Source organism: Enterobacter sp. WI-ESBL-E8 (assembly GCF_053364895.1).
This window is the reverse complement of the sequence record NZ_JBRWXJ010000001.1, coordinates 3,526,381-3,550,432: the sequence shown is the minus strand read 5'-3', so window position 1 is coordinate 3,550,432 and position 24,052 is coordinate 3,526,381. Positions and strand designations below refer to the sequence as shown.

At 57.1% G+C, this 24,052-nt stretch carries 22 protein-coding genes; 13 read left to right on the top strand and 9 right to left on the bottom strand.

Going from position 1 to position 24,052, the window contains the following annotated elements; translation table 11 throughout:
* Positions 1-31: 31 nt before the first annotated feature.
* Positions 32-2,020, bottom strand: coding sequence for a transketolase (tkt, locus tag ACWHWP_RS16805; protein WP_447856040.1), 1,989 nt, complete (start codon positions 2,018-2,020; stop codon positions 32-34).
* Between the two features lie 19 nt (positions 2,021-2,039).
* Positions 2,040-2,990 carry a transaldolase gene (gene tal, locus ACWHWP_RS16800; protein ID WP_045909457.1) on the bottom strand — a complete coding sequence of 317 codons (951 nt, stop codon included), beginning with the start codon at positions 2,988-2,990 and terminating at the stop codon, positions 2,040-2,042.
* A 246-nt stretch (positions 2,991-3,236) separates the two neighbouring features.
* Here tal and maeB point away from each other — a divergent pair, with 246 nt between their 5' ends.
* Entirely contained in the window at positions 3,237-5,516 is a 2,280-nt protein-coding gene (maeB, locus tag ACWHWP_RS16795) for an NADP-dependent oxaloacetate-decarboxylating malate dehydrogenase (RefSeq protein ID WP_047346690.1), read from the top strand.
* Between the two features lie 79 nt (positions 5,517-5,595).
* Here maeB and hemF read toward each other — a convergent pair whose 3' ends face one another.
* Positions 5,596-6,495, bottom strand: a complete 900-nt coding sequence (hemF, locus tag ACWHWP_RS16790) for an oxygen-dependent coproporphyrinogen oxidase (RefSeq protein WP_063957760.1) — start codon at positions 6,493-6,495, stop codon at positions 5,596-5,598.
* Complete coding sequence (gene amiA / locus ACWHWP_RS16785; protein WP_023308739.1) at positions 6,495-7,370, bottom strand: N-acetylmuramoyl-L-alanine amidase AmiA; 876 nt, start codon at positions 7,368-7,370, stop codon at positions 6,495-6,497. The genes hemF and amiA overlap by 1 nt, the downstream gene beginning before the upstream one ends.
* A gap of 212 nt (positions 7,371-7,582) precedes the next feature.
* Here amiA and ACWHWP_RS16780 point away from each other — a divergent pair, with 212 nt between their 5' ends.
* The 10 genes from ACWHWP_RS16780 (at position 7,583) to pdxK (ending at position 15,914) form a co-directional block, all read left to right on the top strand.
* A complete protein-coding gene (locus ACWHWP_RS16780) occupies positions 7,583-8,008 on the top strand; it encodes a GNAT family acetyltransferase (RefSeq protein ID WP_059311953.1) in 426 nt (141 codons plus the stop codon).
* A complete protein-coding gene (locus ACWHWP_RS16775; protein WP_063957761.1) occupies positions 7,995-8,444 on the top strand; it encodes a DUF2919 domain-containing protein in 450 nt (149 codons plus the stop codon). The genes ACWHWP_RS16780 and ACWHWP_RS16775 overlap by 14 nt, the downstream gene beginning before the upstream one ends.
* A gap of 63 nt (positions 8,445-8,507) precedes the next feature.
* Positions 8,508-9,083 (top strand): RpoE-regulated lipoprotein, encoded by a 576-nt coding sequence (locus ACWHWP_RS16770; protein ID WP_063957762.1) that lies wholly within the window; start codon positions 8,508-8,510, stop codon positions 9,081-9,083.
* Positions 9,084-9,175: 92 nt separating this feature from the next.
* Positions 9,176-10,075, top strand: coding sequence for a Dyp-type peroxidase (locus ACWHWP_RS16765; protein ID WP_063427952.1), 900 nt, complete (start codon positions 9,176-9,178; stop codon positions 10,073-10,075).
* A gap of 161 nt (positions 10,076-10,236) precedes the next feature.
* Positions 10,237-11,250 (top strand): sulfate ABC transporter substrate-binding protein, encoded by a 1,014-nt coding sequence (locus ACWHWP_RS16760; RefSeq protein ID WP_063957763.1) that lies wholly within the window; start codon positions 10,237-10,239, stop codon positions 11,248-11,250.
* Positions 11,250-12,083: a sulfate/thiosulfate ABC transporter permease CysT gene (gene cysT / locus ACWHWP_RS16755; RefSeq protein WP_008501609.1), complete on the top strand. Its 834-nt coding sequence runs from the start codon at positions 11,250-11,252 to the stop codon at positions 12,081-12,083. The genes ACWHWP_RS16760 and cysT overlap by 1 nt, the downstream gene beginning before the upstream one ends.
* Positions 12,083-12,958, top strand: a complete 876-nt coding sequence (gene cysW, locus ACWHWP_RS16750; protein WP_447856039.1) for a sulfate/thiosulfate ABC transporter permease CysW — start codon at positions 12,083-12,085, stop codon at positions 12,956-12,958. The genes cysT and cysW overlap by 1 nt, the downstream gene beginning before the upstream one ends.
* Complete coding sequence (gene cysA, locus ACWHWP_RS16745; protein ID WP_059312900.1) at positions 12,948-14,042, top strand: sulfate/thiosulfate ABC transporter ATP-binding protein CysA; 1,095 nt, start codon at positions 12,948-12,950, stop codon at positions 14,040-14,042. Before cysW ends, cysA begins: the two co-directional genes overlap by 11 nt.
* 118 nt (positions 14,043-14,160) lie before the next feature.
* Complete coding sequence (gene cysM / locus ACWHWP_RS16740) at positions 14,161-15,072, top strand: cysteine synthase CysM (RefSeq protein WP_059312899.1); 912 nt, start codon at positions 14,161-14,163, stop codon at positions 15,070-15,072.
* Positions 15,073-15,077: 5 nt separating this feature from the next.
* Positions 15,078-15,914: a pyridoxine/pyridoxal/pyridoxamine kinase gene (gene pdxK, locus ACWHWP_RS16735; protein ID WP_059312898.1), complete on the top strand. Its 837-nt coding sequence runs from the start codon at positions 15,078-15,080 to the stop codon at positions 15,912-15,914.
* A gap of 44 nt (positions 15,915-15,958) precedes the next feature.
* Here the strand turns inward: pdxK and crr are convergent, their stop codons facing one another.
* The 5 genes from crr to cysZ form a co-directional block, all read right to left on the bottom strand.
* Positions 15,959-16,468 carry a PTS glucose transporter subunit IIA gene (gene crr, locus ACWHWP_RS16730; protein WP_000522253.1) on the bottom strand — a complete coding sequence of 170 codons (510 nt, stop codon included), beginning with the start codon at positions 16,466-16,468 and terminating at the stop codon, positions 15,959-15,961.
* Positions 16,469-16,508: 40 nt separating this feature from the next.
* On the bottom strand, positions 16,509-18,236 hold the full coding sequence (gene ptsI / locus ACWHWP_RS16725) for a phosphoenolpyruvate-protein phosphotransferase PtsI (RefSeq protein WP_023332954.1): 1,728 nt from the start codon (positions 18,234-18,236) through the stop codon (positions 16,509-16,511).
* Between the two features lie 44 nt (positions 18,237-18,280).
* Entirely contained in the window at positions 18,281-18,538 is a 258-nt protein-coding gene (gene ptsH / locus ACWHWP_RS16720; protein WP_000487600.1) for a phosphocarrier protein Hpr, read from the bottom strand.
* 317 nt (positions 18,539-18,855) lie between these two features.
* Complete coding sequence (cysK, locus tag ACWHWP_RS16715) at positions 18,856-19,827, bottom strand: cysteine synthase A (protein ID WP_014884739.1); 972 nt, start codon at positions 19,825-19,827, stop codon at positions 18,856-18,858.
* Positions 19,828-19,990: 163 nt separating this feature from the next.
* Positions 19,991-20,752, bottom strand: a complete 762-nt coding sequence (gene cysZ, locus ACWHWP_RS16710; RefSeq protein WP_059312897.1) for a sulfate transporter CysZ — start codon at positions 20,750-20,752, stop codon at positions 19,991-19,993.
* Between the two features lie 230 nt (positions 20,753-20,982).
* On the opposite strand from cysZ, the gene zipA reads away from it, so the two are divergent.
* Positions 20,983-21,966: a cell division protein ZipA gene (zipA, locus tag ACWHWP_RS16705; RefSeq protein ID WP_264438501.1), complete on the top strand. Its 984-nt coding sequence runs from the start codon at positions 20,983-20,985 to the stop codon at positions 21,964-21,966.
* A gap of 69 nt (positions 21,967-22,035) precedes the next feature.
* A complete protein-coding gene (ligA, locus tag ACWHWP_RS16700; protein ID WP_447856038.1) occupies positions 22,036-24,051 on the top strand; it encodes an NAD-dependent DNA ligase LigA in 2,016 nt (671 codons plus the stop codon).
* Position 24,052: the final 1 nt, after the last annotated feature.

Sequence of the window (24,052 nt, the reverse complement as noted above, 5' to 3'; positions counted from 1 at the left end):
AAGCGCAGCGCCACCGGGCACGCAGGCCGCACTAGATCACGCTCAACGCCTTCTCTACCACGTTCTCAACGGTAAAGCCGAAGTACGGGAACAGCTTGTCGGCAGGGGCGGACTCGCCGTAGCCCCGCATGCCAACAATCGCCCCCTTAAGCCCGACGTATTTGTACCAGTAGTCGGCAATACCGGCTTCCACCGCCACGCGCGCCGCGACGTTAGAGGGCAGAACCGATTCCCGGTACGCCTCGTCCTGAGCGTCAAAGATATCCGTCGACGGCAGGGACACCACGCGCACCGCGTGGCCTTCGGCGGTCAGTTTTTCCGCCGCTTTCACCGTGATTTCCACCTCCGAACCGGTTGCAATCAGGATCACGTCCGGCTTGCCGCCGCTGTCTTTCAGGATGTAGCCGCCGCGGGCGATATTTTTCACCTGCTCCGGGGTGCGCTCAATCTGCGCCAGGTTCTGGCGTGACAGAATTAATGCCGTTGGGCCATTGTGGCGCTCTACCGCCAGCTTCCAGCCGACCGCCGCTTCGACCTGATCGCACGGACGCCAGGTGCTGAAGTTTGGCGTCAGGCGCAGGCTCGCCAGCTGTTCAACCGCCTGGTGCGTCGGGCCATCTTCCCCCAGCCCGATGGAGTCATGGGTGTAGACCATAATCTGGCGCGCCTTCATCAATGCCGCCATGCGCGCCGCGTTACGGGCGTACTCGACAAACATCAGGAAGGTGGCGGTGTAGGGCACGAAGCCGCCGTGATGGGCGATGCCGTTGGCAATGGCGGTCATCCCGAACTCACGCACGCCGTAGTGGATATAGTTCCCGGCAATGTCCTCCTTCAGCGATTTCGAGCCGGACCAGATGGTCAGGTTACTCGGTGCCAGATCCGCCGAGCCGCCCAGCAGTTCAGGCAGGATAGGGCCGATGGCATTCAGCGTATTTTGCGAGGCCTTACGGGTGGCAATTTTCGCCGGGTTGGACTGCAGGTTTTCAATCAGCGCCTGGGTTTTATCGTCCCAGTCTTCCGGCAGGCCGCCGCTCATGCGGCGGGAAAACTCGGCGGCCAGCTCCGGGTGCGCTTTTTTGTAAGCGGCAAACTTCTCGTTCCAGGCCTGCTGCGCTTTTTCACCCGTTTCTCGGGCATCCCATGCCCTGTAGATCTCTTTCGGGATCTCAAACGGCGGATGTTTCCAGCCCAGCTTTTGCCGGGTCAGCGCGACTTCCTCTTCACCCAGCGCCGCGCCGTGCGCCTCTTCTTTGCCCGCCTTGTTCGGCGAGCCGAAGCCGATAGTCGTGCGGCAGATAATCAGCGACGGTTTGTCCTTCACGCTTTGCGCTTCCTGAATCGCCTTTTTCACCGCCTCAGGGTCGTGACCGTCGATCTCATGCACCACGTGCCAGTGGTAGGCCTCGAAGCGTTTCGCCGTGTCGTCGGTAAACCAGCCCTCGGTTTCCCCGTCGATGGAGATGCCGTTGTGATCGTAAAACCCGATCAGCTTGCCCAGCCCCAGCGTGCCCGCCAGCGAGCAGACCTCGTGGGAAATCCCCTCCATCAGGCAGCCGTCGCCCATAAACACGTAGGTGTAGTGGTCGACAATCTCGTGGTCCGGCTGGTTAAACTGTGCCGCCAGCGTGCGCTCGGCAATCGCCAGCCCGACCGCGTTGGCCAGCCCCTGGCCGAGCGGCCCGGTTGTGGTTTCCACGCCTGGCGTATAGCCAATTTCCGGGTGTCCCGGTGTTTTGGAATGCAGCTGGCGGAAGTTTTTCAGCTCCTCAAGCGGCAGGTCGTAGCCGGAGAGATGCAGCAGGCTATAGAGCAGCATTGAGGCGTGGCCGTTGGAGAGAATAAAACGGTCGCGATCGTACCAGGCGGGGTCGTTGGGGTTGTGCTTCAGGAAGTCGTTCCACAACACTTCGGCAATATCAGCCATGCCCATCGGTGCGCCGGGGTGACCGGAATTGGCTTTCTGCACGGCATCCATGCTGAGGGCGCGAATGGCATTGGCTAGCTCTTTACGGGACATAGTTCACTCCGTGGCAAGGTTAAAGTTTGGCGGCGAGAAGATCTTCAAGTTTGCGCTGGTCGACGGCGAACAGGCGGATACCTTCCGCCAGTTTTTCCACGGCCATGGCGTCCTGGTTATGCTCCCAGCGGAATTCGGCTTCGGTCATGGCTTTTGGTTTTGGCAGGACGGTAGAGGTGGGCACCAGCTTGCGGATCACCGTCTCTTCTTTGTCCTGCAGCTCTTTAAGCAGATTAGGGGAGATAGTCAGGCGGTCGCAGCCCGCGAGGGCGAGGATCTGCTCGGTACGGCGGAAGCTCGCCCCCATCACGATGGTTTCATAGCGGTGCTGCTTGTAATAGTCGTAGATATTACGGACCGACTTCACGCCCGGATCCTCATCCACCACGTACGGGTCCATCGGCTGTTTCGCCTGGTACCAGTCGTAGATGCGGCCGACAAACGGCGAGACGAGGAACACGCCCGCTTCAGCGCAGGCGCGTGCCTGGGCAAACGAGAACAGCAGCGTCAGGTTGCAGTGGATCCCCTCTTTTTCCAGCACTTCCGCCGCGCGGATGCCTTCCCAGGTGGAGGCGAGTTTGATCAGAATGCGTGATTTATCGATTCCCTGCTCCTGGTAGAGTTCAACCAGGCGACGGGCTTTGTTGATGCTCTTTTCTTTATCGAACGAGAGGCGGGCGTCGACTTCGGTTGAAACGCGCCCCGGGATGCTTTTCAGAATTTCCGCACCGAAATTAACCGCCAGCTTGTCGCTGGCTTCCGCGACCTGCTGCTCCTGCGTTTTCCCGCGCTGTTTACCGTAGGCAATGGCGTCATCAATCAGATGACTAAAGTGCGCAAGCCCGGCTGCCTTGAGCAGGAGCGACGGGTTGGTGGTCGCATCTTCCGGCTGATAGTGGCGAATCGACTCGATATCGCCGCTGTCTGCGACCACGGTGGTGAATTGTTTGATGCCGTCTAGCTGGTTCATAAATAATTACTCCTTGGAAATAAAAGAGTTAGATGAGTGCGTTAGTTCACACTTCTGAGAAAATCATGATGGACTTAACAAAAAAGCATAGCAGACGGGGGCGGCATTGCTTTTGAGACGGGTAACATGGCTGTTATAAATTGATAACAATTTTTGATGTGTGATGGTGAGAGTTTGGCAGCCTTCAAAGTTTATGTGCTGTCCTGCGGCGATACTATCTGACCGATACGTAAAAGGAATAACAAGATGGACGATCAGTTAAAACAGAGTGCCCTCGATTTTCACGAGTTCCCCGTCCCGGGCAAAATCCAGGTTTCCCCAACCAAGCCGCTTGCGACCCAGCGCGATCTGGCGCTGGCCTATTCACCGGGCGTAGCCGCCCCGTGTCTGGAAATCGAAAAAGACCCGCTGGCAGCCTACAAATACACCGCGCGCGGCAACCTCGTCGCCGTTATCTCGAACGGCACGGCGGTGCTGGGTCTCGGTAACATCGGCGCCCTGGCCGGGAAGCCGGTGATGGAAGGGAAGGGCGTTCTGTTCAAGAAATTCGCCGGTATCGACGTGTTCGATATCGAGGTGGACGAACTCGATCCCGATAAATTCATCAACGTGGTGGCCGCGCTGGAGCCGACCTTCGGCGGGATCAACCTGGAAGACATCAAAGCGCCGGAATGTTTCTATATCGAGCAGAAGCTGCGCGAGCGTATGAACATTCCCGTGTTCCATGATGACCAGCACGGCACCGCGATTATCAGCACCGCCGCCATTCTGAACGGCCTGCGCGTGGTTGAGAAAAATCTCTCTGACGTGCGCATGGTGGTTTCTGGCGCAGGCGCTGCGGCCATCGCCTGTATGAACCTGCTGGTGGCGCTGGGGATGCAGAAACACAACATCGTGGTCTGCGACTCCAAAGGCGTTATCTATAAAGACCGCGAGCCCAACATGGCGGAAACCAAAGCGGCGTATGCTGTGGAAGACGACGGCAAGCGCACGCTCGAGGACGTCATTGACGGCGCGGATATCTTCCTCGGCTGCTCCGGCCCGAAAGTGCTGACCCAGGAGATGGTGAAGAAGATGGCGCGCGCGCCAATGATCCTGGCCCTGGCGAACCCGGAACCGGAAATTCTGCCGCCGCTGGCGAAAGCGGTGCGTGAAGACGCCATTATCTGTACCGGCCGTTCTGACTACCCGAACCAGGTGAACAACGTGCTCTGCTTCCCGTTCATCTTCCGCGGGGCGCTGGACGTTGGCGCAACGGCGATCAACGAAGAGATGAAGCTTGCCGCCGTTCACGCCATCGCGGAGCTGGCCCACGCCGAGCAGAGCGAAGTGGTTGCCTCAGCCTACGGCGATCAGGATCTGAGCTTTGGCCCGGACTACATCATTCCAAAACCGTTCGACCCGCGTCTGATTGTGAAAATTGCGCCAGCGGTGGCCAAAGCGGCGATGGATTCCGGCGTGGCGACGCGTCCGATTCAGGATTTCGACGCTTACGTTGATAAGCTCACCGAGTTTGTCTATAAAACCAACCTGTTCATGAAGCCGATCTTCTCGCAGGCGCGCGCCGACGCGAAGCGCGTGGTGCTGGCGGAAGGGGAAGAGGCGCGCGTGCTGCACGCCACCCAGGAGCTGATCACCTTAGGTCTGGCGAAGCCGATCCTGATTGGTCGTCCGAGCGTGATTGAGATGCGCATTCAGAAGCTGGGCCTGCAGATTAAGCCGGGCGTCGACTTCGAGATCGTCAACAACGAATCCGATCCGCGCTTCAAAGAGTACTGGAGCGAATACTACGCGATCATGAAGCGCCGCGGGATCACCCAGGAGCAGGCGCAGAAAGCCGTCATCAGCAACACGACGGTGATCGGCGCGATCATGGTCCATCGCGGCGAAGCGGACGCGCTGATCTGCGGCACCATCGGCGATTACCACGAGCACTTCAGCGTGGTGCAGGAGATCTTCGGCTATCGCGACGGCGTTCATACCGCCGGGGCGATGAACGCCCTGCTGCTGCCGAGCGGCAACACCTTTATCGCTGACACCTACGTTAACGACGATCCGAGCCCGGACGAGCTGGCGGAGATCACCGTGATGGCCGCAGAGACCGTGCGCCGCTTTGGTATCGAGCCGAAGGTAGCGCTGCTGTCGCACTCAAACTTTGGTTCGTCTAAATCCGCGGCGGCCTGCAAAATGCGTCAGACGCTGGAGCTGGTGCGCGAGCGTGCGCCGGAGCTGATGATTGACGGGGAGATGCACGGCGATGCGGCGCTGGTGGAGAGCATCCGCAACGAGCGTATGCCGGACAGCCCGCTGAAAGGATCGGCGAATATACTGATTATGCCGAACGTGGAAGCGGCGCGTATCAGCTATAACCTGCTGCGCGTCTCCAGCTCTGAAGGGGTGACCGTAGGACCGGTGCTGATGGGGGTGGCGAAACCGGTGCACGTGTTAACGCCGATTGCCTCTGTGCGCCGCATCGTGAATATGGTGGCGCTGGCGGTGGTTGAGGCGCAGACGCAGCCTCTGTAAGCGCGTGGTGTCGGGTGGCGCGTTCGCTTACCCGACCTACGGGTTGACCAGGCCGGATAAGCGCAGCGCCATCCGGCAGTTACACCCAGTCCCGAACCTGAATAAACTCACTCAAGGCAGCCTCCGGGCTGCCTTCTTTTGGCTCGTAGCAGTACTCCCAGCGCACCAGCGGCGGCATCGACATCAGAATTGACTCCGTGCGCCCGCCGGTCTGCAGGCCGAACAGCGTCCCGCGATCCCACACCAGGTTGAACTCCACGTAGCGCCCGCGACGATAGAGCTGGAACTCGCGTTCGTGCACGCCGTAGTCAGTATTTTTACGGCGTTCGACGATGGGCAGATAGGCGTCGGTATAGCCTTCGCCCACCGCACGCATAAAGCTGAATGCGGTATCAAAATCGGGGGTGTTGAGATCGTCAAAGAACAGCCCGCCGATGCCGCGCTGCTCGTCGCGGTGCTTCAGGTAAAAGTAGTCATCGCACCACTTTTTGAATTTCGGGTAGACGTCTTCGCCAAACGGCAGACAAAGGTCCCGCGCGGTGGTGTGCCAGTGCACGGCATCCTCTTCGAAGCCGTAGTAGGGCGTCATGTCGAAACCGCCGCCAAACCACCAGACCGGATCGGCCCCCGGTTTTTCCGCAATGAAAAAGCGGACGTTGGCGTGGCTGGTCGGCACAAACGGGTTGTGCGGATGCACCACCAGCGAGACGCCCATCGCTTCGAAGCTGCGACCCGCGAGTTCAGGACGATGTGCGGTCGCCGACGCGGGCATAGCGTCTCCGTGAACGTGGGAAAAATTCACGCCCGCCTGTTCAAAAATACCGCCGTTACGCAGCACCCGGCTGCGTCCACCGCCTCCGGCTTCGCGCTGCCAGCTATCTTCCTGAAATTCACCGCCGTCTGCGGCGGCCAGTTTCTGGCAAATCTCATCCTGCAGCTGCAGCAGGAACGTTTTAACCAGTTGAGCATTGGGTTTCATCAACGTTTCCTGGAGTGCGCTTTTTGGTTATCGAACCAGTTGAAGTAGCTGATAATGCCGGAGGCGATAGCGTTGGCGATCTTCTGACGAAACGCCGTGGTGCCGAGGAGCCGCTCTTCTTCCGGGTTGGTAATGAAGGAGGTTTCCACCAGTACGGACGGGATTGACGGTGATTTCAGCACCACAAACGCCGCCTGCTCGGTGCCTTTACTGTGCAGACGATGCACCGGCTTAATCTTCTTCAGAATGTGCGAGCCGAGCGTCAGGCTGTTTTTGATCGTATCGGTCTGCACGAGGTCGAACAGCACTTGCTGTAGCAGGTGGTCTTTGTCGGTGGCTTTCTTCCCGGCGACTTCATCCGCCCGGTTTTCACGGTCGGAGAGGTATTTTGCCATGGCGCTACTGGCGCCACGGTTGGAAAGCGCAAACACCGAGGCACCTGCCGCAGAAGGGTTGGTAAAGCCGTCGGCGTGAATCGACATAAACAGATCCGCACCGTGCTGGTGGGCAATCTCAACGCGGTCATACAGCGGAATAAAGGTGTCGCCAGAGCGTGTCAGACGGGCGTCAATGCCGTTGCTGCGTAAAATTGCGCGCACATTTTTTGCAATCGCCAGCACGACGTGTTTTTCTTTCGAACCGTTTTTGCCGATGGCGCCGGTATCAATGCCGCCGTGGCCCGGGTCAAGCATCACCAGACGCTTCGCGCCCGGCTTTTTGGTTTTCGGTTTGCTGTGTCCGTTACTGGTTTTGAGCGTGCTCTCGTCTTTCGCCTGAGCCTGCTTTGCGATACCCGTTAACGTTAAGGCCGCCAGCCCCGCTTTGAGAACCTGACGACGCGATGTGAGTGCTTTTAATGGTTTGAATGTGCTCATGCGGCCTGAATACTAAAAAATGGGGTCCTGGTGTTATATCGTATCGTGTTTCCCGTTACGACAGTCCATATTGAGAATTGTTTTACTTTTCATTTCAATACGTGACAAAGTGACATTATGCCAAATTTTGGCGAGATTTTCCCCGGTTATTGGCTAAAGGCGTGGTTCACGCCATAATCACTGTTTTTAAACCCGAAAAGGCGGTTAATACCATGGAGATACGCGTTTTTCGCCAGGAAGATTTCGAAGAGGTGATCACCCTTTGGGAGCGCTGCGATCTGCTGCGTCCGTGGAACGATCCGGAAATGGATATCGAACGTAAGGTGAATCACGACGTCAGCCTGTTTCTGGTCGCGGAGGTCAATGGCGTGGTCGTGGGGACGGTGATGGGCGGTTACGACGGCCATCGCGGCTCGGCCTATTATCTGGGCGTTCATCCGGAATACCGTGCCCGTGGCATCGCCAACGCGCTGCTTAATCGTCTCGAGAAGAAGCTTATCGCCCGCGGCTGCCCGAAAATTCAGATCATGGTGCGGGACGATAACGACGTGGTGCTGGGCATGTATGAACGTCTGGGCTATGAACATTCTGACGTGCTGAATTTAGGAAAGCGTCTGATCGAAGATGAAGAGTACTGAGATCCATCCGGCAGATTATGACGCGCAGGGCCGCGTCAGGTTGCCCTTTTTATTCTGGTGCGTTCTGCTGCTGCAGGCCCGCACCTGGGTGTTGTTTGTGATGGCCGCCGCGTCGCGCGGGCAGGGCGACACGCTGCTGAATCTTTTTTACCCCGATCACGATGCCTTCTGGCTCGGCCTATTGCCGGGCGTGCCGGCAGTGGTGGCTTTTTTATGCAGCGGCCGACGGCAGACGATCCCGCGACTGTGGCGTGCGCTTCGCTGGCTGCTGATCCTTGCCCAGATTGCGCTGCTCTTCTGGCAGCCGGTACTCTGGTGGTACGGTGAACCGCTGACGGGCATCGGCGTTGCGCTGGTGGTTGCCGATATTGTGGCGCTACTGTGTCTGCTGACCAATCCGCGTCTTCGCGCCTGTTTTGCGCATCAGGATGATTAATCCGGCACTTTTTGCTGATGTCGCACTCCAACAAGCGTTGATTTAACAAGAAAGGACGTTTCAATGAAATCGCTGCGTTTACTTTTATGCGCTCTCCCGCTGGCATTGACCGGCTGTTCAACGCTCTCATCCATTAACTGGTCCTCTGCCTATCCGTGGAACTGGTTTGGCTCATCAACGGAAGTGACCGAGCAGGGCGTGGGGAAAATTACCGCCGCGACGGCGCTGGATCAGAATGCCATTCAGGATGCACTCAGCGGCGATTACCGCCTGCGCAGCGGCATGAAAACGGAGAATGGCAATATCGTTCGCTATTACGAAGCGCTGAAGGGCGACAAGCTGGCGCTGGTAATTAACGGTGACAAAGGCACGGTAAACCGCGTTGCGGTGCTGGACGAGGCCATTCCGACCGCCAGCGGCGTGAAGGTAGGAACGCCGTTTAGCGATCTCTATAAGCAGGCCTTTGGAAACTGCACCAGCGCCCCTTCTGACGCCGGCGTGGCGGTGGAGTGTAAGGCAGAAGGCAGCCAGCACATCAGCTACGTCTTTACCGGCACCTGGAGCGGTCCGGAAGGCTTGATGCCGTCTGACGACACCCTGAAGAACTGGAAGGTGAGCAAAATTATCTGGCAGCAGTAATTTGCGCCTGAACAAACCGCCTCGCTGAAATCCGGGTATAATACCCGCCATCAATGCCACGCTGACGTGGCATCTTTATTTCAGGAGGAGCGATGTCTCAGGTTCAGAGTGGCATTTTGCCAGAACATTGTCGCGCGGCGATTTGGATTGAAGCCAATGTAAAAGGGGACGTGGATGCCCTGCGTGCGGCCAGTAAAGCGTTTGTTGATAAGCTGGCGACCTTCCAGGCTAAGTTCCCGGAAGCCCACCTCGGCGCCGTTGTCGCCTTTGGCAATAACGTCTGGCGTCAGCTGAGCGGTGGCGAAGGGGCGGAAGAGCTCAAAGACTTCATCCCCTACGGCAAAGGCCTGGCGCCAGCGACGCAGTACGACGTGCTGATCCACATTCTCTCCCTGCGTCACGACGTGAACTTTTCCGTTGCCCAGGCGGCGGTGGCGGCCTTTGGCGACAGCATTGAGGTGCAGGAAGAGGTGCACGGTTTCCGCTGGGTGGAAGAGCGCGACCTGAGCGGCTTTGTCGACGGAACCGAAAACCCGGCGGGCGAAGAGACGCGTCGTGAAGTTGCGGTGATCAAAGACGGCGTGGACGCGGGCGGCAGCTACGTGTTCGTGCAGCGCTGGGAGCACAACCTCAAGCAGCTTAACCGCATGAGCGTGCATGACCAGGAGATGATGATTGGCCGTACCAAAGACGCCAACGAAGAGATCGACGGCGATGACCGTCCGGTCACCTCTCACCTGACCCGCGTTGACCTCAAAGAAGACGGCAAAGGGCTGAAGATTGTCCGCCAGAGCCTGCCGTACGGCACGGCAAGCGGCACGCACGGCCTCTACTTCTGCGCCTACTGCGCGCGCCTGCATAACATTGAGCAGCAGCTGCTGAGCATGTTCGGCGATACCGACGGCAAGCGTGACGCCATGCTGCGCTTCACCAAACCGGTGACCGGCGGCTACTACTTCGCGCCGTCCGTTGAGCGTCTGCTGGCGCTGTAACCCCCTCACCCTGGCCCTCTCCCCACGGGGGAGAGGGGATTAATGCCTTATTCCCTTTTCTGCTTCTAAATCACCAAACGGTATATAAAACCGTTACTCCTTTGGTCCTCGTTATAAATATTATGACTATAAGATAGTCATCACATTTATAAGGGTGCGCAATGGCCGTTACTGTACTGAAAAAAGGAACTCTGGCGCTGGCAGGTTTACTGCTGGTGGCACAGGCGCAGGCGACTGAGCTGCTGAACAGTTCATATGACGTCTCCCGCGAGCTGTTTGCCGCCCTTAACCCACCGTTTGAACAGCAGTGGGCGAAAGATAATAACGGCGATAAGCTGACCATCAAGCAGTCTCACGCCGGTTCATCCAAGCAGGCGCTTGCCATTCTTCAGGGGCTAAAAGCGGACGTCGTGACCTACAACCAGGTTACTGACGTGCAGATCCTGCACGACAAAGGCAAGCTGATCCCGGCGGACTGGCAGAGCCGTCTGCCGAACAACAGCTCGCCGTTCTATTCCACCATGGGCTTCCTGGTGCGCAAGGGCAACCCGAAGAATATCCACGACTGGAGCGATCTGGTGCGTTCCGATGTGAAGCTGATTTTCCCGAACCCAAAAACCTCCGGCAACGCGCGTTACACCTATTTAGCGGCCTGGGGCGCGGCGGATAAGGCTGACGGTAACGATAAGGCCAAAACCGAGCAGTTCATGACCCAGTTCCTGAAAAACGTCGAAGTGTTTGATACCGGGGGCCGCGGGGCCACCACGACCTTCGCAGAGCGCGGTCTGGGTGATGTGCTGATTAGCTTTGAATCGGAAGTGAACAACATCCGCAACCAGTATGAAGCGCAGGGCTTTGAGGTGGTTATCCCGAAAACCAACATCCTGGCCGAGTTCCCGGTAGCGTGGGTGGATAAAAACGTGCAGGCAAACGGCACCGAGAAAGCGGCAAAAGCCTATCTCAACTACCTGTACAGCCCGCAGGCGCAGAGCATCATTACCGATTACTACTACCGCGTGAATAACCCGGACGTGATGAACAAGCTGAAAGATAAGTTCCCGCAGACCGCGCTGTTCCGCGTGGAAGACCATTTCGGCTCCTGGCCTGATGTGATGAAAACGCATTTTGCCAGCGGCGGTGAGCTAGACAAATTGCTGGCGGCGGGGCGTAAGTAATGTTTGCAGTATCGACTAAACGCGTGCTGCCGGGCTTTACCCTAAGCCTCGGGACCAGCCTGCTGTTCGTCTGCCTGATCCTATTGCTGCCGCTCAGCGCGCTGGTGATGCAGCTCGCGCAGATGAGCTGGGCGCAGTACTGGGACGTGATCACCAACCCGCAGGTGGTGGCGGCCTATAAGGTGACGCTGCTGTCGGCGTTTGTCGCCTCCATTTTTAACGGCGTATTTGGCCTGCTGATGGCGTGGATCTTAACCCGCTATCGCTTCCCTGGCCGTACGCTACTTGACGCATTGATGGACCTGCCGTTTGCGCTGCCGACGGCGGTTGCGGGCTTAACCCTTGCGTCGCTCTTCTCCGTGAACGGGCTGTACGGCGAGTGGCTGGCGAAGTTTGACATCAAGGTGACCTATACCTGGCTCGGTATCGCGGTGGCGATGGCCTTTACCAGCATCCCGTTTGTGGTGCGTACCGTGCAGCCGGTGCTGGAAGAGCTGGGTCCCGAATACGAAGAAGCGGCAGAAACGCTGGGCGCCACGCGCTGGCAGAGTTTCCGCAAGGTGGTGCTGCCTGAGCTTTCTCCTGCGCTGATGGCGGGCGTCGCGCTGTCGTTTACCCGCAGCCTCGGTGAGTTTGGTGCGGTGATTTTTATCGCCGGGAACATCGCCTGGAAAACGGAAGTCACCTCGCTGATGATCTTCATCCGTCTGCAGGAGTTTGATTATCCGGCGGCGAGCGCGATTGCTTCGGTGATCCTCGCGGCCTCGCTGCTGCTGCTGTACTCGATTAACACTCTGCAAAGTCGCTTTGGTCGACGTGTGGTAGGTCACTGATGGCGGAAGTTACGCAATTGAAGCGATACGATGCGCCCCGCATCAACTGGGGTAAATGGTTTCTGATTGGGGCGGGCGTGCTGGTTTCCGCCCTTATTCTCGTCGTGCCGACGATTTATATCTTCGTTCAGGCGTTCAGCAAGGGGCTGATGCCCGCGCTGGAAAACCTGGCGAACCCGGATATGCTGCACGCCATCTGGCTGACCGTGCTGATTGCCTTGATCACCGTGCCGGTGAACCTGGTGTTCGGTACCCTGCTGGCGTGGCTGGTGACGCGCTTTAACTTCCCGGGACGTCAGCTGCTGCTGACGATGCTGGATATTCCTTTTGCCGTGTCGCCGGTGGTGGCGGGCCTGGTCTACCTGCTGTTTTACGGCTCCAACGGCCCGCTGGGCGGCTGGCTGGATGAGCATAACCTGCAGATCATGTTTGCCTGGCCGGGCATGGTGCTGGTCACCATCTTCGTGACCTGTCCGTTTGTGTTGCGTGAGCTGGTGCCGGTGATGTTAAGCCAGGGAAGCAACGAAGACGAAGCGGCGGTGCTGCTGGGCGCGTCAGGCTGGCAGATGTTCCGTCGCGTGACGCTGCCGAATATCCGCTGGGCGCTGCTTTACGGTGTGGTGCTGACCAACGCCCGCGCGATTGGCGAGTTCGGTGCCGTTTCCGTCGTCTCCGGCTCTATTCGCGGTGAAACCCTGTCGCTACCGCTACAGATTGAGCTGCTGCAGCAGGACTACAACACCATCGGCTCGTTTACTGCCGCAGCGCTGCTGACGCTGATGGCCATTTTGACCCTGTTTTTGAAGAGTGTGGTGCAATGGCGTTTAGAAAATCAGGAAAAACGCCAGCATCAGGAGGGAAATCATGAGCATTGAGATTGCCAATATTAAGAAGTCTTTTGGTCGCACCCAGGTGCTGAATGATATCTCGCTGGATATCCCCTCCGGACAAATGGTGGCGCTGCTGGGGCCGTCTGGCTCGGGTAAAACCACGCTGCTGCGTATTATCGCCGGGCTTGAGCATCAGACCAGCGGGCACATCCGCTTTCACGGCACCGACGTGAGCCGCCTGCATGCCCGGGACCGTAAGGTAGGCTTTGTGTTCCAGCATTACGCGCTGTTCCGCCACATGACCGTGTTCGACAACATCGCGTTTGGCCTGACCGTGCTGCCGCGTCGCGAGCGCCCGAATGCGGCGGCCATTAAAGCGAAAGTGACCAAACTGCTGGAGATGGTACAGCTCGCCCATCTGGCGGACCGTTTTCCGGCGCAGCTTTCCGGCGGGCAGAAGCAGCGCGTGGCGCTGGCGCGTGCGTTAGCCGTTGAACCGCAAATTCTGCTGCTGGATGAACCCTTCGGCGCGCTGGATGCGCAGGTGCGTAAAGAGCTGCGTCGCTGGCTGCGTCAGCTCCATGAAGAGCTGAAGTTCACCAGCGTCTTCGTGACCCACGATCAGGAAGAAGCGATGGAAGTCGCGGATCGCGTGGTGGTCATGAGCCAGGGCAACATTGAGCAGGTTGACGAGCCAGAGCAGCTCTGGCGTGAACCGGCAACCCGTTTCGTGCTGGAGTTTATGGGCGAGGTGAACCGTCTGCAGGGCACCATTCGCGGCGGACAGTTCCACGTGGGGGCGCACCGCTGGCCGCTGGGCTATACCTCCGCGCACCAGGGGCCGGTCGATCTGTTCCTGCGCCCGTGGGAAGTGGACGTGAGCCGCCGTACCAGCCTGGATTCACCGCTGCCGGTGCAGGTGCTGGAAGCTAGCCCTAAAGGGCACTACACGCAATTGGTGGTACAGCCTCTTGGCTGGTACACCGAGCCGCTGACCGTGGTTATGCGCGATGAGGTCCCGCCGCACCGGGGAGAGCGCCTGTTTGTCGGGCTGCAGCATGCCCGTATTTATCACGGGAAGGAACGTATCGAGACGCGCGAGGATATTGCTCTGGCGGAGTCAGCCTGATAGGTTATTAGGATGTTTATCGCCCGGTGGCGCTGCGCTGACCGGGCCTACAGCTAAAACTGCGTCTTGTAGGCCGGGTAAGCGAAGCGCCACCCGGCTTTTTTATTGAGTAAAAATCGTGAATACACTCGAACACACCATCGGCAACACGCCTCTGGTCAAGCTTCAGCGCATGGGGCCCGATAACGGCAGCGAAATCTGGGTCAAACTTGAAGGCAATAACCCGGCGGGGTCGGTGAAAGACCGTGCGGCGCTGTCGATGATTGTCCAGGCCGAAAAGCGCGGTGAAATTAAGCCAGGCGACGTGCTGATTGAGGCCACCAGCGGCAACACCGGTATCGCGCTAGCGATGATTGCGGCGCTGAAAGGCTACCGCATGAAGCTGCTGATGCCGGACAACATGAGCCAGGAGCGTCGCGCCGCGATGCGTGCCTACGGGGCCGAACTGATTCTTGTGACCAAAGAGCAGGGAATGGAAGGCGCGCGCGACCTGGCGTTAGAAATGGCCGAGCGCGGCGAAGGTAAGCTTCTCGACCAGTTCAACAACCCGGACAACCCCTACGCGCACTACACCACCACCGGGCCAGAGATCTGGCAGCAGACCGACGGGCGGATCACCCATTTTGTCTCCAGCATGGGCACCACCGGCACCATTACCGGGGTATCGCGTTTTCTGCGCGAGCAGGAGAAAGCCGTTACCATCGTTGGCCTGCAGCCGGAAGAGGGGAGCAGCATTCCGGGCATTCGCCGCTGGCCTGCGGAATATATGCCCGGCATCTTTAATGCGCAGCTTGTGGACCAGGTGCTGGATATTCATCAGCGCGAGGCGGAGAATACCATGCGTGAACTGGCCGTGCGTGAAGGCATCTTCTGCGGGGTTAGCTCGGGTGGCGCGGTAGCGGGCGCGTTGCGCGTTGCGCAGGCAAGCCCCGGCGCCGTCGTGGTCGCAATTATTTGCGACCGCGGCGATCGCTATCTGTCTACCGGCGTCTTTGGTGAAGAGAGTTATTCGCAGGGGGCGGGGATTTAAGCGTCATGGAGATGATTTTATTCCGGGATAAAACCCGGGCGCAGCAAACCGATATTGTCGCGGTGCAGTCGCAGGTGGTTTACGGCAGCGTGGGGAACAGTATAGCGGTACCGAACATTCGTACCCACAGGCTGAACGTCACCGCCGTGCCGACGGTGCTGTTTAGCAACACGCCGCACTATGACACCTTCTACGGCGGCGTGATCCCCGATGAGTGGTTCAGCGGCTACCTGAAGGCGCTGGAAGAGCGCGAGATCCTGCGCGAGCTTAAGGCGGTCACCACCGGCTATATGGGCAGCGCCAGCCAGATCGCCCTGCTGGCGCAGTGGCTGAAGGCGGTAAAAGTGCAGCATCCTGACCTGCTGGTGCTGGTCGACCCGGTTATCGGCGATATCGACAGCGGGATGTACGTGAAGCCCGATATTCCGCAAGCGTATCGGGAGCATCTGCTGCCGCTGGCGCAGGGAATTACGCCAAACGTCTATGAACTGGAAGTGCTAAGCGGCAAACCGTGCCGCACGCCGGAAAGCGCCATCGCGGCGGCACAGGGATTGCTCTCCGACACCCTGAAATGGGTGGCGATCACCAGCGCGCCGGTTGCCGACGATCCGCAAAACATCCACGTGGTGCTGGTGACGAATGAGGGCGTTACCGTCAGCGCGCATCCGCGCGTAGAAACCGATCTGAAAGGGACGGGCGATCTGTTCTGTTCAGAGCTGGTAAGCGGAATAGTTGAGGGGAAAACCGTTGCCGATGCCATTCGCATGGCGGGCGATCGGGTGACTGACGTGATGCTGTATACGCAGTCGAAAGGTTACGACGAGCTTATCCTCCCCGCATAAACAAAAATGGCGCCCGAAGGCGCCATTTTTCTGTGCGGCAAGAATTACTTCTTGATGCGGATAACCGGGGTTTCACCCACGGTGACGCTGCCAGACAGTTTGATCAGTTCTTTGATTTCGTCCATGTTGGAGATAACAACCGGCGTCAGGGTAGACTTGGCTTTTTCTTCCAGCAGTGGCAGATCGAATTCAATGACCGGGTCGCCAACTTTAACACGCTGGCCTTCTTCCGCGATACGTTTGAAGCCTTCGCCTTTCAGTTCAACGGTGTCGATACCGAAGTGAACGAACAGTTCGATACCGCTATCAGATTCGATAGAGAACGCATGGTTGGTTTCAAAAATTTTACCGATGGTGCCGTCAACTGGTGCAACCATTTTGTTGCCAGTTGGTTTGATCGCAATGCCATCACCAACGATTTTCTCAGCAAACACTACATCCGGCACGTCTTCGATGTTGACGATCTCGCCGGAGAGCGGAGCAACAATCTCAATAGTTCCGGTGTCTTTCTTATCATCAGAAACCAGAGATTTCAGTTTATCGAACAAACCCATGATCTTCTCCTAAGCAGTAATTTGGGCCGCATCTCGTGGATTAGCAGATTGTTTTTTCTTCAATGAACTTGTTAACCAGCGTCATTAACTCGTCCGTTGTCGGTTGAGCAAGAGCCTGCTCTGCTAACACCTTCGCATCTTCGAAGTTCGTGTTACGGATAATCTTCTTAATGCGCGGGATGGAAATGGCGCTCATAGAGAATTCGTCCAGACCCATACCCAGCAACAGAAGTGTAGCACGTTCGTCGCCTGCAAGCTCACCACACATGCCAGTCCATTTACCTTCTGCATGAGAAGCATCAATAACTTGCTTGATCAAGTTCAGTACGGACGGTGACATTGGCTGGTAGAGATGTGAAATCATATCATTACCACGGTCAACTGCCAGGGTGTACTGCGTTAAATCATTGGTGCCGATACTAAAGAAATCAACTTCTTTGGCTAAATGACGCGCAATGGTCGCGGCCGCTGGTGTTTCCACCATCACGCCGATCTCGATTGACTCGTCAAACGCTTTACCTTCGTCGCGCAGTTCCTGTTTGTAGATTTCGATCTCTTTCTTCAGTGCACGCACTTCTTCAACAGAGATGATCATCGGGAACATGATGCGCAGTTTACCGAAAGCGGAGGCACGCAGAATCGCGCGAACCTGGTCACGCAGGATCTCTTTACGATCCATCGCGATACGGATTGCACGCCAGCCCAGGAACGGGTTCTCTTCTTTCGGGAAGTTCATGTACGGCAGCTCTTTGTCGCCACCGATATCCATGGTACGGACGATAACGGCCTGAGAGCCACAGGCTTCAGCCACCGCTTTGTACGCCGCGAACTGCTCTTCTTCAGTTGGCAGGGCGTCACGATCCATGAACAGGAATTCAGTACGATAGAGACCCACGCCTTCCGCACCGTTACGCTCGGCGCCATCAACGTCGCGGACGGTACCGATATTCGCGCACACTTCTACCTGATGGCCGTCAAGGGTGATGGCTGGCAGGTCTTTCAGCTTAGCGAGTTCCGCTTTTTCAGTCGCAACCTGCTCCTGAACCGCGCGCAGTTTATCGATCTCTTCGTTGGTTGGGTTGACGTAAACCAGATTGTTTACGGCATCCAGAATCAGATAGTCGCCATTTTTCACCTGAGAGGTGACGCTACCGGTACCCACGATGGCAGGCAGTTCCAGAGAACGCGCCATGATAGAGGTGTGGGAGGTACGGCCGCCCGCGTCAGTGATGAAACCGAGGACCTTTTTCAGGTTCAGCTGTGCGGTTTCAGACGGGGTGAGGTCAGCGGCAACCAGGATAACTTCATCCTGAATCGCGCTCAGGTCGATAATGGCCAGCCCCAGGATGTTGCGCAGCAGGCGCTTACCGATGTCACGTACGTCAGCCGCACGCTCTTTCAGGTATTCATCATCCAGTTCTTCCAGGGCAGTTGCCTGACCTTCGATAACTTCATGTGCAGCCGCGTCGGCCGTCATGCCTTTATCTTTAATCAGGGCTATGATTTCCTGCTCCAGCTCCTCATCTTCGAGCAGCATGATGTGCCCTTCGAAGATGGCTTCTTTTTCTTCACCGAAAGTTTCGCCAGCTTTAGTCTTGATTGCTTCCAGTTGCGCAGATGCCTTGGCACGACCGCTCAGAAAACGTTCAACTTCCTGATCAACCTTGTCGGCAGAAATTTTTTTCCGGTCGATGACGATCTCGTCTTCTTTCAGCAGCAGTGCTTTGCCGAAAGCGATACCCGGGGATGCTAAAATGCCTGAAATCATAACCCTACCTTACTTGTGACTGATATTTAAAAGAACCCGTAAACTTACTCGAGCTCAGCCATCAGTTTTACCAGATGCTCAACTGCTTTCTGCTCGTCTTCACCTTCCGCAGAGATGGTGACTACGGTGCCCTGAGTCAGGCCCAGAGTCTGCAGTTTAAACAGGCTTTTTGCGCTGGCGCTTTTGCCGTTGGAAGTCACAGTGATTTCAGAAGTGAAGCCTTTCGCTTCTTTAACAAACTGAGCAGCAGGGCGGGTGTGCAGACCGTTCGGAGCGGTAATGGTAACTTCTTGCTGGAACATTGTATTTCCCCAACTTATAGGTTTAGTGTTGTGGAACTAAAGTCTAGCCTGGCGACTGAACTTTAGCCTGTATTGTTAGCGCTGACGTTTCGATCGTCATTAAACATTATGCAGCGAAAGCAAGACTTGAACCAAATCATAAAATCGATTCAGCAAGGCTATTTCGTTCACTGATTAATTTCACGCATCAAAATAATTGCTGGTTTAAATACCAGACCCAACGGGGTGAAGCAATGCCAGGAGGGGCAAAAGTTTGAAGCAGGCCACAAAAAAGCACCTGAAAAGGTGCTTTTTTACGCGTTATTAACATGCTGGCACTACTGTTGCAGCTCTTTTTCGGTAAACAGATCGGCAAACAGTGCGGTGCTCAAGTAACGCTCACCCGAGGAGGGAAGGATAACCACAATATTCTTATTGGTAAAGGCCTCATCTTCCTGAAGTTTGAGCGCTGCCGCAACGGCCGCACCGGAAGAGATACCCGCCAGAATGCCTTCTTCATCCATCAGGCGACGCGCTGTAGAGATGGCTTCTTCATTAGTGATGGTAACCACTTTATCGATAAGCTTCAGATCCAGGTTGCCCGGAATGAAGCCCGCGCCGATACCCTGAATTTTGTGCGGGCCTGGTTTGAGCTCTTCGCCCGCCAGCGCCTGGGTGATAACCGGTGAGTCAGTCGGCTCAACGGCAACGGTGATCAGGTCTTTTTTACCCTTTGTGCCTTTAATATAGCGCGACACGCCGGTCAGCGTACCGCCGGTACCCACGCCGGAGATAAAGACATCAACCTGGCCGTCGGTGTCTTCCCAGATTTCCGGGCCGGTGGTCTTCTCGTGAATTTCCGGGTTAGCCGGGTTGCTGAACTGCTGCAGCAGCAGATATTTCGCCGGATCGCTGGCCACAATCTCTTCGGCTTTCTGAATGGCACCTTTCATGCCCTTCGCGCCTTCGGTCAGCACCAGGTTCGCGCCCAGCGCTTTAAGCAGTTTGCGACGCTCGATGCTCATGGTTTCTGGCATGGTCAGCGTCAGCTTGTAGCCGCGTGCGGCAGCCACATAGGCCAGCGCAATACCGGTGTTGCCGCTGGTCGGTTCCACCAGCTCAACGCCAGGCTTCAGTACGCCACGTTTTTCAGCATCCCAAATCATGTTTGCACCGATACGGCATTTTACGCTGAAGCTCGGGTTGCGTGATTCGACCTTCGCCAGAATGCGTCCATTACCGATACGGTTCAGTCGAACCAGGGGCGTATGACCGATAGTCAGCGAGTTGTCTTCATAAATCTTACTCATGGCCTGTCCTTAACTGTATGAAATTGGGATACCGACCCAGCATACCTGTTGAGCAGGTAGGGGGAAGTAAGGAATTCGCATATCTATATACTGCAAGGAAATAATGGGGATCAGTATGGAATAAGGAAGAGCATAAGCCCTCCCTCATTTACACAGTTTTGCATTATTTCCATAACGCGTGTTTAGCACGATAGCAGTCCACCCACATCGCCGTCGCACCGCATACCGCCACGGGCATGATGAACAGATTGAGGAAGGGAATCATCGTGAACAGGCTGGTCAGCGCGCCGAACTGCATATTGGCGACCTTTTGGGTGCGCAGGGCAGTGCGCATCTCTTTAAACGGCACCTTGTGGTTATCGAACGGATAGTCGCAGTACTGGATAGCAAGCATCCAGGCGCTGAACAGGAACCACAGCACCGGTGCCACCGTCTGGCCAATGCCTGGCACAAAGTAAAGAATAAGCAGCACAATCGCCCGGGGCAGGTACCAGGCAAACTTCTGCCATTCGCGCTTCATGATGCGCGGGAGATCTTTCATTATCCCCAGTACGCCCGTATCCGGTGGCGTCGCGCCGGTAAGCCGTGCTTCCAGCTGTTCCGCCAGCAGGCCGTTAAACGGGGCGGCTATCCAGTTCGCAATCGTTGAGAAGAAGTACCCGAATACCAGCAGAACGGAGATCACCGCTACCGGCCAGAGCAGGTAGTTAAGCCACTGCAGCCAGTCTGGCACGTGGCTCATCAGCGACGGGATCCAGCTCTCCAGCTTGGTGAACAGCCACCAGAACGCGCCGCCCATCAGGATAATATTGATCAGAAGCGGCAGAATGACGAAGCGTCGAATACCCGGCAGGGAGACCAGTTTCCAGCCCTGAGAAAAATACCAGACACCGCTGCGCGGGGGAGAAGAAGATGTTGAAACCATAACCAGGCTGTACTCCTTTTTACACAACCAGTGGAATTGCTCGCCTATATTATCCACTTACAGACCAATGACCAGTTCGGAAATGTTCGAAAAACCAGCAAAAAGCACGATTTCCTTCATCTTTATGCTGTGAATGCTCTGCACACACTTGCACTTGACGTAAACGGCAAATACTCTTAGTGAGTAAATGTTTGCCGTGGTGGCAAGGTGTTAGAACAACAGAGAATATAATGATGCAGGATTTGCGTCTGATATTAATCATTGTTGGCGCGATCGCCATAATCGCTTTACTGGTACATGGTTTCTGGACCAGCCGTAAAGAGCGTTCCTCTATGTTTCGCGATCGCCCACTGAAGCGCATGAAGTCCAGTCGTGACGACGATGACAGTGAAGATGACATCGATGGCAGCGACGACGACGGCGTGGGTGAAGTTCGTGTTCATCGGGTCAATACTGCGCCCGGCGCGGCCCATGGGGAGCATGAAGCCCCCCGTCCTGCGCAGCACCAGTATCAACCGCCGTATGCTTCTGCACAGCCGCGCCAGCACGCGCCGCAGCCTGTAGAAGAGCCGGTGCGCCAGCCGCCGCAACAGCCTGTCCATCAGCAGCCTGCTGCGCCACAGCCGGTTCAACAGCAACCTGCGCCACAGCCGGTGCAACAACAGCCTGCACAGCCTGTACAACAACCGCAGCAGCCTGTTCATGTGCAGCCAGCGCCGCAGCCAGCTCCGGCCCCGCACGTTGAGCCTGAGCCCGTTGTCGAGCCTGAACCGGTTGTTGAAAAACCGCAGCGTAAAGAAGCGGTGATCATCATGAACGTGGCCGCGCATCACGGCAGCCATCTTAACGGTGACGTACTGCTGAACAGTATTCAACAGGCAGGCTTCAAGTTTGGCGATATGAATATTTTCCATCGCCACCTGAGCCCTGACGGAAGCGGCCCGGCGCTGTTCAGCCTGGCCAATATGGTTAACCCAGGCACCTTCGATCCGGAAATGACCGGTGATTTCGTGACGCCGGGTGTCACTATCTTCATGCAGGTGCCGTCCTACGGCGACGAACTGCAGAACTTTAAGCTGATGCTACAGTCCGCTCAGCACATCGCTGACGAAGTGGGCGGTGTGGTGCTCGACGATCAGCGTCGAATGATGACCCCGCAGAAGCTGCGCGAGTATCAGGACCGCATCCGCGAAGTTAAGGAAGCCAACGCGTAATCGTCGCGTTTACTTCAACTCCTCCTCAACCCCCGCATGTCGGGGGTTTTTTCTCATTGATGGTGTGATATGGACTCAATCGAACAACAACTCACTGAACTGCGAACCACGCTTCGCCATCATGAATATCTCTATCATGTTATGGACGCGCCGGAAGTGCCGGATGCGGAGTATGACCGCCTGATGCGCGAACTGCGTGAATTAGAGGCGCAGCACCCGGAGCTTATCACGCCGGATTCTCCCACCCAGCGCGTCGGCGCTGAGCCGCTGGGCGCCTTCAGCCAGGTGCGTCATGAAGTACCGATGCTGTCGCTGGATAACGTCTTCGATGAAGAGAGCTTTCTCGCGTTTAACAAGCGCGTGCAGGATCGCCTGAAAAGCAGCGACGCTCTCATCTGGTGCTGCGAGCTGAAACTGGACGGCCTGGCGGTCAGTCTTCTGTACGAAAACGGCGTGCTGGTGCGTGCCGCGACGCGAGGCGATGGCACAACGGGTGAAGATATTACGACCAACGTGCGTACCATTCGCGCGATCCCACTGAAGCTGCAGGGTGACAACATTCCTGCGCGTCTGGAAGTGCGCGGCGAGGTGTTCTTGCCCCAGGCGGGCTTCGAGAAAATCAACGACGAGGCGCGCCGCACTGGCGGGAAAGTGTTTGCTAACCCGCGTAATGCGGCAGCAGGCTCTCTGCGCCAGCTTGACCCGCGTATCACCGCGAAGCGACCGCTTACTTTCTTCTGCTACGGCGTGGGTATTCTGGAGGGCGGCGAGCTGCCGGATACGCATCTCGGACGTCTGCTGCAGTTTAAAGCGTGGGGCCTGCCGGTGAGCAACCGCGTTCAGCTCTGTGACTCCCCGGAGGCGGTCCTGGCGTTCTATCACAAGGTGGAAGAGGACCGTCCGATGCTCGGCTTTGATATCGATGGCGTTGTCATCAAGGTGAATTCGCTGGCCCTGCAGGAGCAACTGGGCTTTGTGGCGCGCGCGCCGCGCTGGGCGGTTGCGTTTAAATTCCCGGCCCAGGAGCAGATGACCTTTGTTCGCGACGTGGAGTTCCAGGTGGGACGGACGGGCGCCATTACCCCAGTCGCCCGTCTGGAGCCAGTGCAGGTTGCGGGCGTGCTGGTGAGTAACGCCACGCTTCATAATGCCGATGAAATTGAACGCCTGGGCCTGCGTATCGGTGACAAAGTGGTGATTCGCCGCGCGGGCGATGTTATCCCCCAGGTGGTTAACGTCGTTGAGTCAGAACGTCCTGACGATACGCGCGAGGTCGTCTTCCCGACCCACTGCCCGGTGTGCGGCTCTGACGTTGAGCGCGTTGAGGGGGAAGCGGTAGCACGCTGTACGGGCGGCTTAATCTGTGGTGCTCAGCGTAAAGAGTCGCTGAAGCACTTCGTCTCCCGTCGGGCGATGGACGTTGACGGTATGGGCGACAAGATTATCGATCAGCTGGTGGAGAAGGAGTATGTCCACACCCCAGCGGATCTCTTCAGGCTGACGGCAGGTAAACTGACCGGTCTGGATCGCATGGGGCCAAAGTCAGCCCAGAACGTGGTCAATGCGCTGGAAGCCGCAAAAGAGACCACCTTTGCCCGCTTCCTCTATGCGCTGGGGATCCGTGAAGTGGGTGAAGCCACAGCGGCAGGGCTGGCGGCGTACTTCGGCACGCTGGAGGCGCTGGAAAAAGCGAGCATCGACGAGCTGCAGAAAGTGCCGGATGTCGGCATCGTCGTCGCCACGCACGTCTTTAACTTCTTTGCAGAAGAGAGCAACCGCGAAGTTATCGGCAAACTGCTGGAAGAGGGCATCAAATGGCCCGCGCCGGTAGTGGTTAACGCCGAAGAGATCGACAGCCCATTCGCCGGTAAAACGGTTGTGCTGACCGGCAGCCTGAGCCAGCTTTCACGCGACGATGCGAAAGCGCGTCTGGTGGCGCTGGGGGCAAAAGTGGCGGGCAGCGTGTCGAAGAAAACCGACCTGGTGATTGCCGGGGAAGCCGCCGGTTCGAAGCTGGCGAAAGCCCAGGAGCTCGGCATTGCGGTTATCGACGAAGCGGAAATGATGCGTCTGTTAGGAGAGTAAG